At 67.8% G+C, this 13,462-nt stretch carries 13 protein-coding genes; 7 read left to right on the top strand and 6 right to left on the bottom strand.

Annotated features, from left to right (window positions below):
* Window positions 1–54: 54 nt before the first annotated feature.
* Window positions 55–1,530 (top strand): cardiolipin synthase, encoded by a 1,476-nt coding sequence (gene cls, locus AC1DDH_RS12480; RefSeq protein WP_028275402.1) that lies wholly within the window; start codon window positions 55–57, stop codon window positions 1,528–1,530.
* Between the two features lie 23 nt (window positions 1,531–1,553).
* On the opposite strand, the gene pabB is transcribed toward cls, so the two are convergent.
* The 4 genes from pabB to AC1DDH_RS12460 form a co-directional block, all read right to left on the bottom strand.
* A complete protein-coding gene (gene pabB / locus AC1DDH_RS12475; protein WP_476955542.1) occupies window positions 1,554–3,620 on the bottom strand; it encodes an aminodeoxychorismate synthase component I in 2,067 nt (688 codons plus the stop codon).
* Window positions 3,617–4,189: a low molecular weight protein-tyrosine-phosphatase gene (locus tag AC1DDH_RS12470; RefSeq protein WP_476850760.1), complete on the bottom strand. Its 573-nt coding sequence runs from the start codon at window positions 4,187–4,189 to the stop codon at window positions 3,617–3,619. The genes pabB and AC1DDH_RS12470 overlap by 4 nt, the downstream gene beginning before the upstream one ends.
* 75 nt (window positions 4,190–4,264) lie before the next feature.
* Window positions 4,265–4,804 (bottom strand): NUDIX hydrolase, encoded by a 540-nt coding sequence (locus AC1DDH_RS12465; protein ID WP_476955541.1) that lies wholly within the window; start codon window positions 4,802–4,804, stop codon window positions 4,265–4,267.
* Between the two features lie 49 nt (window positions 4,805–4,853).
* Window positions 4,854–5,333: a MarR family winged helix-turn-helix transcriptional regulator gene (locus tag AC1DDH_RS12460; RefSeq protein ID WP_476887094.1), complete on the bottom strand. Its 480-nt coding sequence runs from the start codon at window positions 5,331–5,333 to the stop codon at window positions 4,854–4,856.
* Between the two features lie 124 nt (window positions 5,334–5,457).
* Between AC1DDH_RS12460 and AC1DDH_RS12455 the strand changes: the two genes are divergently transcribed.
* The 6 genes from AC1DDH_RS12455 (at window position 5,458) to AC1DDH_RS12430 (ending at window position 12,174) form a co-directional block, all read left to right on the top strand.
* On the top strand, window positions 5,458–6,393 hold the full coding sequence (locus tag AC1DDH_RS12455; protein WP_476955540.1) for an SDR family NAD(P)-dependent oxidoreductase: 936 nt from the start codon (window positions 5,458–5,460) through the stop codon (window positions 6,391–6,393).
* A 1-nt stretch (window position 6,394) separates the two neighbouring features.
* The gene (locus tag AC1DDH_RS12450; RefSeq protein ID WP_476887096.1) at window positions 6,395–7,288 is read left to right on the top strand and encodes an amidohydrolase family protein; all 894 of its coding nucleotides are present in this window, start codon (window positions 6,395–6,397) and stop codon (window positions 7,286–7,288) included.
* A gap of 7 nt (window positions 7,289–7,295) precedes the next feature.
* Window positions 7,296–8,540 (top strand): acyl-CoA dehydrogenase family protein, encoded by a 1,245-nt coding sequence (locus AC1DDH_RS12445; RefSeq protein ID WP_476955539.1) that lies wholly within the window; start codon window positions 7,296–7,298, stop codon window positions 8,538–8,540.
* Window positions 8,541–8,609: 69 nt separating this feature from the next.
* Window positions 8,610–9,065, top strand: a complete 456-nt coding sequence (locus AC1DDH_RS12440; RefSeq protein WP_090952699.1) for a MaoC family dehydratase — start codon at window positions 8,610–8,612, stop codon at window positions 9,063–9,065.
* 46 nt (window positions 9,066–9,111) lie between these two features.
* Window positions 9,112–10,497, top strand: coding sequence for an MFS transporter (locus AC1DDH_RS12435; RefSeq protein WP_476871731.1), 1,386 nt, complete (start codon window positions 9,112–9,114; stop codon window positions 10,495–10,497).
* Window positions 10,498–10,539: 42 nt separating this feature from the next.
* Window positions 10,540–12,174 (top strand): acyl-CoA synthetase, encoded by a 1,635-nt coding sequence (locus AC1DDH_RS12430; protein WP_476955538.1) that lies wholly within the window; start codon window positions 10,540–10,542, stop codon window positions 12,172–12,174.
* 62 nt (window positions 12,175–12,236) lie between these two features.
* Here the strand turns inward: AC1DDH_RS12430 and AC1DDH_RS12425 are convergent, their stop codons facing one another.
* Window positions 12,237–12,860 carry a LysE family transporter gene (locus AC1DDH_RS12425; protein WP_476850752.1) on the bottom strand — a complete coding sequence of 208 codons (624 nt, stop codon included), beginning with the start codon at window positions 12,858–12,860 and terminating at the stop codon, window positions 12,237–12,239.
* A gap of 49 nt (window positions 12,861–12,909) precedes the next feature.
* On the bottom strand, window positions 12,910–13,461 hold the full coding sequence (locus AC1DDH_RS12420) for a dihydrofolate reductase family protein (protein ID WP_476955537.1): 552 nt from the start codon (window positions 13,459–13,461) through the stop codon (window positions 12,910–12,912).
* Between the last annotated feature and the right edge of the window lies 1 nt (window position 13,462).

The raw sequence follows: 13,462 nt of genomic DNA, 5'->3' as shown, positions 1-13,462 counted from the left end.
GTCACTGCCCGTTCGGAACTGTTCCGCGTGGCTTGTACGTTGAGGGGTTCGCCTGTGCTGTGGCCATTTCCGCTGGCGGAGACTTTACCGTCCTGGGCGATTCTGATTTTGACGGTGATCGACTTCGCCATCCGAGTGCTGGCACTGGGCATCATCCCCGGAAACCGGCGGCCCACCACCGCGATGGCGTGGCTGCTGGGCATCTTCATCGTGCCGACCATCGGCCTGCTCCTGTTCCTGCTGTTCGGCAACTTCCGGCTCTCCCGCAAGCGCCGCGCGCAGCAGGACGCGGTCAATACCCGAGTGCGCGCCGGGACCTCGGAACTGGCGATGCTGGAAAGCCGCTACGCCGGACCCGAATGGGTGGCTTCCGCCGCGGAACTGAACAAGACGCTGGGCTCGCTGCCGATGGTGGACGGTAACCAAGTGGAGCTGCTGCCCGGCTACCCCGACTCCATCAAGGCGATGGCCGCGGCGGTCCGCGGCGCAAAGTCCTTCGTCAACGCCGAGTTCTACATCATGAGCTCGGACCACGTCACGGACGATCTGCTGACCGCGCTGGAAGAGGCCGCCGAGCGCGGCGTCGAGGTCCGTGTCCTGTTCGATCACCTTGGCACGCTTCGCATCAAGGGCTATCGCAAGCTGATCGCCCGGCTCAAGGCGAGCAAGATCCGCTGGCGGCCCATGCTGCCGCTCAGCCCGCTGCAGGGGCAGTGGCGCCGACCGGACCTGCGCAACCACCGCAAGATCATGGTGATCGACGGCGAGATCGCCTTCACCGGATCGCAGAACCTGATCGAGCCCTCCTACAACAACCCCAAGCACCGCAAGATCGGCCGCGAATGGGTCGAGCTGATGGCCTGCCTGCGTGGACCGATCGTCACCACGCTCAACGTCGTCTTCGCCACGGACTGGCTCAGCGAGACCGACGAATCCATTGAGGAACAGCTGGCGCACCGGCCCGAACTGCACGCCGGCAACATCACCGCCCAGGTGGTGCCCAGCGGCCCCGGCTTCATCACCGAAAACAATCTGCGGCTCTTCAACACGCTGATTTACTCGGCTCAGCGCAAGATCTCGATCTGCAGCCCGTACTTCGTCCCTGATGACTCGCTGCTGTATGCGGTGACGACGGCGGCGCAGCGCGGCGTCGACGTCGAACTCTTCGTCTCGGAAAAAGGCGACCAGTTCCTGGTCCACCACGCCCAGCAGTCCTACTATGAGGCGCTGCTTGAAGCCGGGGTGCGAATCTACCTCTACAAGGCCCCCTTCGTGCTGCACGCCAAGCACTTCACGATCGACGACGACGTTGCCGTGCTGGGTTCCAGCAACATGGACATGCGCTCCTTCTCGCTGAACCTGGAGGTCTCGGTGATGCTCCTGGGGGAGGACATCGTGCGGCGGATCAGCGCCGTGGAGGACACCTACCGGGGCATTTCGCGCGAACTTACGCTCGAGGACTGGATGAAACGTCCGATGGGCGTCAAATACGTGGACAACGTCGCGCGGCTGACGGCCACCCTGCAGTAGCCGGGGCCGGCGGGACAGCCGACTCAGCCCGTGGGAAACCCGGCGCCGAGCGTCGAGAGGACGCCGAACGCTTTGGTCCGGATTTCGTCGTACTCCTCCTGCGGGGTCGAGTCGGCGGTGACAGCGCCGCCGACGCCGAGACTCAGTTCCGCGGCACCCTCGCCGAGGGCGCTGACCACGAGGGTCCGGATTGCCACGGCGAGGTCGGCGGCCCCGTTCAGGGAGAAGTAACCGATCGCCCCGGAGTACACGCCGCGCGGCGCGGCCTCCAGCCGGTCCAGGATGGCCATGGTGCTGACCTTCGGGGCACCGGTCATCGAACCCGCGGGGAAGCAGGCCGCAACCGCCTCTGCCCGCGGCATCCCGGGCCGCAGCCGGGCATCGATGGTGCTCACCATCTGGTGCACGGTGGCGTAGCTCTCGATCGCACACAGCCGGCTGACGGCCACCGAACCCGGGACGGCGAAATGGCTCAAGTCGTTGCGCAACAGGTCCACGATCATGATGTTTTCCGCCCGGTCCTTGGCCGAAGACTCCAGCTCCTGGCGCAGGGCGGCATCCGTGCCTGGATCTGTGTCCCGGCGGCGCGTGCCCTTGATCGGCTCGGCCCGCATCCTGCCGTCCGCGGCAATCTGCAGGAACCGCTCCGGCGACGTGCTCGCCACGGCGAGCCCGCCGAACCGCAGGAAGCTGGCGAACGGGGCCGGGTTCCGGTGCCGCAGGTCCAGGTAGGCCGGCCACGGATCCACGCCGTGAGGCCCCGCGGGCGAGGGCGCCGTGAGCACCGTGGTCAGGCAGACCTCGTAGGTGTTTCCTTCCGCGATCTCACGCTGGGCCTCGGTGACCTTCGCCTTGTAGCCGACTTCCGTGTCCCGGGCGGCGAAGCGCGGGGCGGTGGTTTGCGGGGCGCTGACACGCTGGGCCGGGGAGGCATGAGCGGCCGCTTGCGCCGACGCGGCCGCGGTGACGGCCGTACGTGCCGTCTGAAGCCAGTCCCCGGCGTCGGGTGCGTCCAGGGTCAGCAGCCAGGCTGTGCCCTCGGCATGGTCAAGGACCACGGCACGGCCGGCGAAGATCAGGCAGGCGTCCGGGGTGGCGGCGGTGACGTCGTTCCCGCCGGTTTCGCGCTTGAGCTCGTAGCCGAGGTACCCGAGCCAGCCCAGGGTGAACTCGCACGGGTAGGCCTCGGGTGCGCGGAGCGCGCGGCGGCCCCACACGCCGTCGAGCCAGCGGAAGAACGGGCCATCGGTGGTCACGGTGGCCTGGCCCGTGCTGACGCGGGTCCGTCCGGAACTGTGCCGGACGGCCTGGCCGAAGCGGCCGCCGTCGTCGGCCAAAATGCTGAAGCGGCTCCGCTCCGCTGCCTCCGGGGCCAGCCCTGCCGGGTCCAGGGAGGAGTCGAGCCACACGGCGTTGGGTGAACCGCCAAAGAGCGCCGCAAACAGCTGCCCGGCCTCGGGCCGGGCCTCGATCCGTTCTGCCAGCAACTGCAGCCCGCGCCGGGCGGCGAGTTCGGGCAGCAGGGCAGGGGCGACGGCGGGAAGGTACTGAAGGGCCTGCAGGACGTCGTCCGGGGCGGTGCCGTCCGCCAGGTTGAGCACGTGCAGATCCGCGCGGGACGGGACGTCATCGGCCGCCAGCCACTCCGCTTCCTGCGCAGCCCACTGGTCCCAAAACGGTTCGTAGGTGTCGCCGTCCCGGGCCAGCGCCCGGGCCCGGCGGTCCGCGTCGGAGGAGTCCGCCCAGATCACGGCGTCCAGCAGGGGCACTGCGGCCGCCGCGGCGGCACCGACGCCCTCCACCAGGACGATTTCGGCCGGGCGTGTGGTGCGGGCCTCGCCGTCGTAGTGCCGTGCCCAGTCCCAGCTGACCCATTCCGCGTTCTCCCCGCGCCGCAAGGGCGAAAGCACGGTGGTGACGTAGCGCTCGATCCCCGCCGCCAGCCCGTTCCAGCCGGGATAGATGTCCTCGAGGTGGAAGAGCGAGACCTTGTGGTGTTCCCTCAACCGCGCCGCCAGTTCGATGGCCAGGGTGGTCTTGCCGGAGCCGGAGCGCCCGTCGATTGCGATGATGACGGGTGCGGGGCTCATGAAATAGAGCGTACCGGCTGCTGTGCATTGGCTTGATCACTGCCGTGATGTTGCCCGTCCTGCCGCCCAAGCTCGGTGCGTACGTGCTGCACAATCCCCGGAAGGGAGGCCCGGATGAGGTTCCAGGTGGTGTCGAAGTCGGTGTGGCCGCCGTACCACGGGTCCTCGATGCCCTGCTCCAGCGGGTCCTCGTCGGCCACGGCGGGGTCGAAGCTGCGGAGCATGCGGATCTTGGCCAGCGAGACCCGGTCCGGTGCTGCCTGCCGGAGCCAGCCGTAGTGGTCGACGTCGAGGGCCAGGATCAGATCCCGGCTCGCGAACCATTCGGGCCGCCATTCGCGCGCCACGTGGCGGTCCGAAGCGATGTTCTGCGCCGTGAGTTTGCGCGCTGCCCGGGGATCGATGGGCCGGCCGGCCTCATACGCGGTGGTGCCGGCGGAATCGACCACGGCCCCCGTGAGGCGCTCGGCCCGGAATGCCTCCGCCAGCATAAGTTCCGCCATCGGGGACCGGCAGATGTTTCCGGTGCAGACCGCGATGATCCGGTACTGGCTCGACATTGAGGTCATAGCTAAGCATGAACGATCCCGGGCCTCTTGGCTAGCTGGCCGCCGCGAAGTATTACAAAAGATGTCAACTGACTTTTACTTGTTGTCATGCCCGGGCCCGGGTGCGGCCGGCTCCAGCCCGAGGTGCCGGACCAGCGCGTCGAGGACCGGCAGCTGGCCCTTGACCAGCCTGGACCGGGCTGCGGGCTCGGCGGTCCATTCCGCGCGGTCGATCTCGGGGAAGCTGCCGATCGTGCCGGATCCCCTCGGCCACTCCAGCTCGAAGGTGTTGCTCACGATGCGTTCGGGCCGGAAGTCCGCTTCCGCCGTGAAGACCGTGATGATCTTGCCGGAGGGCTGGCGGAAGTCGCCAAGCCGGTGGTAGTCGGCGGCGGGTGCCGGTGTGCCGATTTCCTCCGTGAACTCGCGGTGCGCGGCCGCCAGGGGGTCCTCGTCGGCGAGGTATTCCCCCTTGGGGATGGACCAGCCGCGGGAGTCCTTGCGGGCCCAGAACGGTCCGCCCATGTGGGCTATCCAGAGCTCAAGCTGCGGTGTGCTGCCGGATGGCGGCGCCCCGCCGGGCGGTGATGCACCCCTTAGCCGGTACAGCAGAAGGCCGGCGCTGCGAACGGTCATGGCTCCCTCCTGCCCCAAGGGTATTCCCCCAGTGCTTGAGCGGCCGCGATCAGGCCGCCGGCCCCCACAGCGCCTTGCGGAGCAACCCCTTGAGGGTTGCGATCTCCGGGGCGCTGAGGCCGGCCAGGGCGGCGGATTCCGCGTCCCGCGCCGCGGCCTCGGCCCGCCGGAAGAGGGCTTCCCCCTCCGGGGTCGAGGAAACAATCTTGGCGCGCCGGTCCAGCTTCCCGGGCGCCCGGATCACCAGCCCGCGCTTCTCCAGCTCGTCGATCAGGGCGACAATCTGGCTCGGGTCCAGGCTGAGGAACTCGGCCATCTCCCGCTGCGTTGGTTCCAGCCCGCTGTTGGCCAGGGCCAGCACCGAATAGGAACGCTCCTTGAGATCGAACACGGCCAGGGCGCGGTTGTTCAGGACCGACCCGCCGGCATGCAGCTTGGCCAGCAGGAAACCCGCGTCCAGGCTGATGGTTGCCGCCGTGAGCTTCTCCGCAGGCTCGGTGCCCGGCCCGTCGTCAACTTCGGTCGCCATGCCCAACTCCAATAGTCCAAAAAATAAATCGTTGACTTTTTCAACTATCCATATTTTCATGGATACAGAACAGCATCCCACGCCGCGGGGCCGGATGCACAAGGCAGCTAGCAAAGGAGCGGCAATGAGCCTGTCAGGAAAAGTAGCAATCGTCACCGGAAGCGGACGGGGCCTCGGCCTGGCCTACGCCAGGGAACTGGCCCGCCAGGGCGCCGCCGTCGTCGTCAACGATGTGGACGCCGAGGTCGCCGCCGACGCTGTCCGGACGATTCAGTCCGACGGCGGCCGCGCAGCCGCCGTCGTCGCCCCGGTGGGCAGCTCCGACGTCGCCAAGAAGCTCGTGCAGGCGGCCGTCACGGAGTTCGGCCGGCTGGACATCCTGGTCACCAACGCCGGCATCCTGCGGGACAAGAGCCTGCTGAAGATGACGGACGAGGACTTCGACGCCGTGATCAACGTCCACCTGCGCGGCACCTTCACCTGCGCCCGGGAGGCCTTCGGCCACTTCAAGGAGCACGGCATTCCCGGCCGCATCATCACCATCGGCTCCCCGACGGGCCAGCGCGGCAACTTCGGCCAGACCAACTACGCCGCCGCGAAGGCCGGAATCGTGGGCATGGTGCGCACCTGGGCGCTGGAAATGAAGAAAGCCGGCGTCACCGCCAACGCCGTCATTCCCGTGGCCGCCACCGCCATGACCAAGACCGTCCCGTACTTCCAGAAGGCCGTCGAGGCCGACGAGCGCGGCGAGGCGATGCCGGCCTTCTTCCGCCACGACCTCGGGTTTGGCACGGCCGGCGACGTCGCCGGGCTGGTGGCCTTCCTGGCCTCCGACGCGGCCGCCGGCGTCACCGGCCAGGCAATCGGGGCGGGCGGTGACCGGCTGCAACTCTGGACCCACCCCGACGCCGCCGCCACCGAATACCGCGAGGGCGGCTGGGGCTACCAGGATCTCGTGGACAACTTCGGCGCGCTCTTCGGGGACAAGCTGCAAAGCGTCGGCGAGGACTTCCTGCCGCTGCCGGCGGAACTGCAGCCCGAACCGGCCGAGGTCCGCTGAGATGGCTGCCCAGCGCTACGAACCCGGCATCGACGCCGCCTCACTCGATGCGATCGACATGCACGTCCACCTCGAAGTGGACGGCCACGGCCACGAGTCCCTTCCGGCAGCCCTGACCGAGGCCTCCGCCAGGTACTTCAAGGCCGAGGACCGCAGCCCTTCGCTGGACCGGATCGCCGAGGTCTACCGTGAACTGAACATGGCCGCCGTCGTCTTCACCGTCGACGCCCGGACCCAGCTCAAGCACGAGCCCAACAGCATCCCGGACCTCATTGCCGGGGCGGCGCGGAACAACGACGTCCTGATCCCCTTCGGGAGCGTGGACCCCCGCACCGGCGCCGAGGCGATCCAGGGCGCCAAGCACCAGGCAATCGACCTCGGCGCGCGCGGGTTCAAGTTCCACCCGAGCCTGCAGGGCTTCGACCCCTCCAACGAGCAGTTCTACCCGCTCTGGGAAACCCTGCAGGAACTGCGCCTGCCGGCCATCTTCCACACGGGACAGAACGGCATGGGGGCCGGGCTCCCGGGCGGGTACGGCATCAAACTGGCCTACTCCAACCCGCTCCTGCTCGACGCCGTGGCCGCGGACTTCCCGGAGCTGCAAATCATCATGGCCCACCCCTCGGTGCCGTGGCAGGACGAGGCCAACTCGATCGCCACGCACAAGGCCAACGTGTTCATCGACCTCTCCGGCTGGTCCCCGAAGTACTTCCCGGAGTCCCTGGTCCGGATGGCCAACTCGGTCCTGCAGGACAAGGTCCTGTTCGGCACCGACTTCCCGCTCATCACCCCGCAGAAATGGCTGGGCGCCTTCGCGGACCTGCCGCTGAAGGACGAGGTCCGGCCCAAGATCCTCAAGCACAACGCCGTCCGCCTGCTCGGGCTCGGTGGCTGAGGTGTCCGTGGAAACCGCGCCCCAGACAACAGCCCAGGAGCGCCTCTACGGCGTATGCGACTACTACGACGCCGAATCCCTCCTCGCCGACGCGGAGCGGAAAGTGCTGGGGCGGCTGCGGGAGTTCCTGGACACCCAGGCCCGGCCGCTCCTGGCAGACTACTGGGAGCGCGGCGAGTTCCCGGACCAGCTCGCGCGGCCGCTGATCGACCTGGACCTCATGGAACCGGCGGAACTGACCGGCGCCCCGGGTGCGGGTCAGACACCGGCCCGGGGCATCTACCAGGGCTTCCGGATCTTCGAACTCGCCCGCACGGACGCCTCGCTGGCCACCTGGTACACGGCCCAGGCCGGGCTGTTCCGGACCGCCATCCGGGTCGGGGCCTCCGCGGAACAGCAGGCCGAATGGATGCCCAGGGTCATCGACTTCTCGCTCAAGGGCGTCTTCTCGCTGACGGAGCCGGAATCCGGCTCCGACATCGCCGGCGGACTCGCGACGACGGCCCGCAGGGAAAAGGGGCGTGAGGCCGGCCCGGACGGCGACACCTGGGTCCTGGACGGCGCCAAGCGCTGGATCGGCGGCGCGGCAACGGCCGACGTCCTTGCCGTCTTCGCCCGCGACGTCGCCGACGGCCAGGTCAAGGCTTTCCTCGTGGACCGCGAGGCGGCCGGCGTGACCCTGGAGAAGATCCACGGCAAGACCGCGCTGCGGATGATGCAGAACGCCCACATCACCCTCGACGGCGTCCGCGTCCCCGAGGCCAGGCGGCTCCACAACGTGAACTCGTTCCGGGACGTGGCGGCGATGCTGCGGGCCATGCGCTCGGACGTCGCGGGGATCGCCGCCGGCATCGCTGCAGGAGCTTTCGAAGCCGCGCTGCGCTACGTCTCCGGGCGCCGGCAGTTCGGCCGCCCGCTCGCGTCCTTCCAGCTCGTCCAGGAAAAGCTCGCCCGGATGCTCGGCAACGTCACCTCGGCGCTGTCCCTGGTGGTCCGGCTGACCGAACAGCAGGAGAAGGGCATCTACCGGGACCAGGACTCGGCCCTGGCCAAGATGCAGACCTCCCTGCTGATGCGCGAGACCGTGGCGCTGGCCCGCGAAGTGGTGGGCGGCAACGGCATCACGCTCGCGGCCGACGTCGCACGGTTCCATGCCGATGCAGAGGCCGTCTACTCCTATGAGGGGACCCACGAGATCAATGCCCTGATCGTCGGCCGGGCCCTCACCGGCCACAGCGCCTTCACCCGCTGACGCTCTTTACCCGCTGACGGCGTTCCGCCGTCGTCGTACAACCAAACCCAACCGCTCCAGGAGCCAAAGATGCCCAACCTCGTCGTCGACTTCGACAAACTCCTCACCCTCGCCGGCACCGACCTCGGCGCCACCGACTACCGCGAAATCACCCAGGAACAGATCAACAAGTTCGCCGACGCCACGGGCGACGACCAGTGGATCCACGTGGACCCGGAACGCGCCAAGGACGGCCCGTTCGGCGCCCCGATCGCCCACGGCTTCCTCACCCTCTCGCTCATCATCCCGTTCTGGGGCGAGCTGTTCGACGTCGACGGCGTCACCACCAAGGTCAACTACGGCCTCGATAAGGTCCGCTTCACCTCCCCCGTCAAGGTGGGTTCGCGCATCCGCATGCGGGCCACCATCGCCGAAGTCACCGAGGTCAAGGGCGGCGCCCAGATCAAGGTGGCCAACACGATCGAGATCGAAGGCCAGGAACGCCCGGCCGTCGTGGCCGAGTTCCTCGCCCGCTTCTACAAGTAAACCGCCACACCCCTTCACCATCCCCCCTCTGCCATAAGGAACAACGATGTCCCAAATTTCGCAGTTGCAGGCCATGGACGCGGGTACGCGTCGCCGTGAAGCACGGACCGTCATTGCCTCCAGCTATCTCGGCAGCACCATCGAGTACTACGACTTCCTGCTCTATGCCACGGCCGCCGCGGTGGTCTTTCCCAAGGTGTTCTTCTCCGGCGCGGACGAATGGGTGGGGGTGGTGGCCGCGTACGGGACGTTCGCCGCCGGCTACGTGGCACGGCCCCTCGGCGGCATCATCTTCGGCCACTTCGGCGACCGGCTGGGACGCAAGAACATGCTGATTGTCTCGATGCTGGTCATGGGCATCGCCTCCACCCTGATCGGACTGGTGCCCGGGGCCGCGGTGGCCGGAGCCTGGGGTGCCGTGATGCTCGTCATCCTTCGGGTCTGCCAGGGCATTGCCGTCGGAGGGGAGTGGGGCGGCGCCGCCCTCATGGCGCTGGAGCATTCGGAATCGGGCAAGCGCGGCTTCGCGGCCTCGTTCGTCAACGCCGGCGCCCCCACCGGCGCGGTGCTGGGCACCCTGGTCATGGGCGCGTTCGCGGCCCTGCCCAACGAGCAGTTCCTGGCCTGGGGCTGGCGCGTGCCGTTCCTGCTGTCCTTCGTCCTGCTGGGCATCGGCATGTTCGTCCGGCTCAAGGTCTCCGAAAGCCCCATCTTCAAGGCGGCACTGGAACAAGAGAAAGCCGAGCGGGAACAGGCCGAACGGGACAACACCCAGCCGCGGCAGGCGGCGCAGGGCCGCGTGCCGGTGCGCCGCGAGATTCCCCTCCTGCAGGTCCTGCGCCGGCCCAAGACCCTGATCTTCACCATGCTGGCCGGCGCGGCCGGGTTTGCGCTCCAGGTGGTGCTGGCCACGTTCTCCGTGACCTACGCCGTGTCCAAGGGTGCGGACCGGCAGGGCGTTCTTTACGCCTTCGCGGCCGCCTCCTTCGTGTCCATCGCCTTCGTGATCATGGGCGGCCGGCTCTCCGACAAGCTGGGACGGCGGCCCGTCATGATCGGCGGCCTGGTGCTCTTCATCCTGTACCTCACGCCGATGTTCCAGCTACTGTCCTCCAACAACATCGGGCTGATCTTCGTGGCCTTCGCCGTGGGCCTCATGATTCATTCCACCCTGTTCGGCCCGCTCGCGGCGTTCGTGTCCGAGCAGTTCGGCACCACATCGCGCTACACCGGCGCCTCGCTGGGCTACCAGCTCGCCACGCTCCTCGGCGCGGGATTCACGCCGGGCATCGTGGCGCAGATCTTCAAGGATTCCGGACAGGACACCGCCGCCGTGGTCTGGTACCTGGCCATCATGTCCGTCGTGTCGATCGTCTTCATCCTGCTGACGCGAGAGCCCAAGAACAACGATCTGCAGACTGTCCGGTCCTAACCAGGCCCGCTGGCGCTACCGTCTAACTAGAAAGGATTTTCCGTGGAGAATTTTGGCATCGGCTCGTGGCTGCAACGGCGCCGCCCGAAGTCGGGCACCAAGACCGCAATCATCGCCGGGGAACGCAGTCTCAGCTACAGCGAGCTCGCGGAACGCTCCACCCGGCTCGCCAACGCCCTCCGGGACCGCGGCGTAGTAAAAGGCGACAGGGTGGCCTACCTGGGCGAAAACGATCCCTCCTTCCTGGAGACCCTCTTTGCCGCCGGCCTGGCCGGGGCGGTCTTCGTCCCGCTGAACACCCGGCTCGCCCCGCCCGAGATCCAGTTCCAGCTCCGGGACAGCGGCGCGGTCGTGCTGGTCCACTCGGCGTCGCTCGCGGTGCTCGCCGAACGCGGCTCGGCGGAGACCGCCGTGGGTTCGCGGATCGTCGTCGACGAGTCAACAGTGCCAGCCGAAACGGTGCCCGGTCCAACGCTGCCCGATCCAACGCTGCCCGATTCAACGCTGCCCGACGGCGGGGCCGACGGCGGCGTTGGCCGGGGAACCGCAGTGGAGGCGTATGAGGCCGTCATTGCCTCCGGTGCGGCGCTGGCGCCGGACGAGCCCGTGGGCCTGGACGACGCCGCCATGATCCTCTACACCTCCGGAACCACCGGAAACCCCAAAGGCGCGCTCCTGACCCACGGCAACATCACGTGGAACTGCATCAACGTGCTGGTCGATTTCGACTTTGCCTCCACCGACGTGGCCCTCATGATCTCCCCGATGTTCCACGTCGCCTCCCTGGACATGGGCGTCCTGCCCACGCTCCTCAAAGGTGGCACCGTGATATTGGAGGCCAAGTTCGATCCCCGCCGGACGCTCGAGCTGATCCAGCAGCACCGCGCAACGACTATCAGCGGGGTGCCCACGACCTACCAGATGCTGTGCGAGCACCCGGACTGGGACGCCACGGACCTCAGTTCGCTGAACAAACTGACCTGCGGCGGATCCGCGGTGCCGATGCGGGTCCTGGAAGCCTACGAGCGGAGGGGGCTGCGCTTCTCCAACGGCTACGGTATGACCGAGACGGCACCGGGCGCCACTACGCTGCCGGCGGCGAGGTCCCGGGACAAGGCCGGGTCCTCCGGACTGCCGCATTTCTTCACCGATGTCCGGGTGGCCGATCCCCTCGACCCGGCGTCCGGGCCCGCTGCGCCTGGAATGGTGGGGGAGATCCAGATCAAGGGTCCCAACGTCATCCACCAGTACTGGAACCGGCCCGAGGCCTCGTCGGACTCCTACACAGGGGACGGCTGGTTCAAGTCCGGCGACATGGGCTACAAGGACCCGGACGGTTTCGTGTTCATCTCCGACCGGCTCAAGGACATGATCATCTCCGGCGGGGAGAACATCTATCCCGCCGAGGTGGAGCAGGCGATCGCCGAGCTCGACGCCGTCGGAAGCGTCGCGGTGATCGGGGTGCCGGACGAGAAATGGGGCGAGGTGCCGCGGGCCGTGGTGCTGTTGCGGGAGGGCGCCCGGCTCACGGAAGAGCAGCTGCGCTCCCACTTGGAGGGCCGGCTGGCGAGGTACAAGATCCCCAAATCAGTCGTCTTCGTGGACGAGATGCCCCGGACAGCGAGCGGCAAGATCCGGAAAGCGGACCTTCGGAAGCTGGCGCCCGGCCACGTCTGACAGGGGAGCGGTCCCGGACGGTGAGCCGGCCGCCGGTGCCGGGACGCCGGCGGCCGCGGTGCCTAGTGGATTGCGGCCAGCAGGACGCCGACGCCGACGAAGAGCCCGCCGAACGTCCGGTTCAGGACCTTTTGTCCGCGGGCGTCGCGGGTGAAGCGCTGGAAGGACCGGGCCGCAGCCGCGAAGAAGAACCACATGACCGCCACGTCGATCACGATCACGGTAGCGGCCAGGACCAAGTACTGCGGCAGCAGCGGCTGCTCCGGCCGGATGAACTGCGGCATGAAGGCCAGGAAGAAGACCACGGCTTTGGGGTTGAGCAGATTGACCCAGAGGCCACGGCGGAACATGGACAGGCCCGGCTCGTTGCGCAGGGCCGCGGCCTTCTCCTGGTCCAGGTCCGGCTTGTGCAGGAACTGCCGGATGCCCAGGTAGACCAGGTAGGCGGCGCCGGCGTAGCGGATCACGTTGAAGGCAACCGGTGAGCTCGCCACGAGCACCCCGACGCCGAGGGCCACGATCAGGATGTGCACAACGAGGGCGGCCTGCTGGCCCAGGATGCCCCAAAGGGACCGGCGGAATCCCGAGTTCAGGGAGTTGCTCATGGTGTTGATGGCGCCCGCGCCGGGAGTGAAGCTGATCAGGACGCCGGCGCCGGCCAGGGCCAGCCAAAGGGAGGGTTGCACCAGGTAAGTTTACGGTCCCGGCCGTGGCGGGTCCGATTGATGACGGGAGTCAGTCGCGGCGGAGGCCGTAGCTGAGAATCATGTTGCCTTTGCTGGTCTGCTGGGACGACTGCAGCTCCAGCCGGGTGAGGGCATCGCCGTCGTTGAACAGCCGCCGCCCGCTGCCCGCGATCACCGGATGGACGATCAGCATCAAGGTGTCGAGCAGCCCGGCGAACAGCAACTGGTGGACCAGCGAAATGCTGCTGAAGATCCCGATTTCGCCGCCGTCACTGTTCTTCAGAGCCGCGACGAAGTCTTCCAGCGGGCCCTGGACCAGGCGTGAATTTTGCCATTCCAGCTCGCCTGTCAGGGTCCGGGACGCGACAAATTTCGGCAGCGGATTGATGAATCCGGCAAAGTCCGCGTCGCTTTCGGCGTTGGGCCAGTATTCTGCCCATTGCTGGTAGCCCACGCGGCCGAGGAGCGCGGTGTCGATCCGGCCCATCATCTCGCCCATCCCGGCACCGAGCTCTTCGTCGAAGCTGTCGAATTGCCACTTGAACGGGTCTTCAACCACGCCGTCCACAGAGCAGAAAAGGCCGGCCGTCAATTTGCGCATG

This window comes from Arthrobacter sp. 10T425 (genome assembly GCF_056393985.1).
Note: the sequence above shows the minus strand (reverse complement) of the source record. Positions and strands in the feature narration are given on the sequence as shown.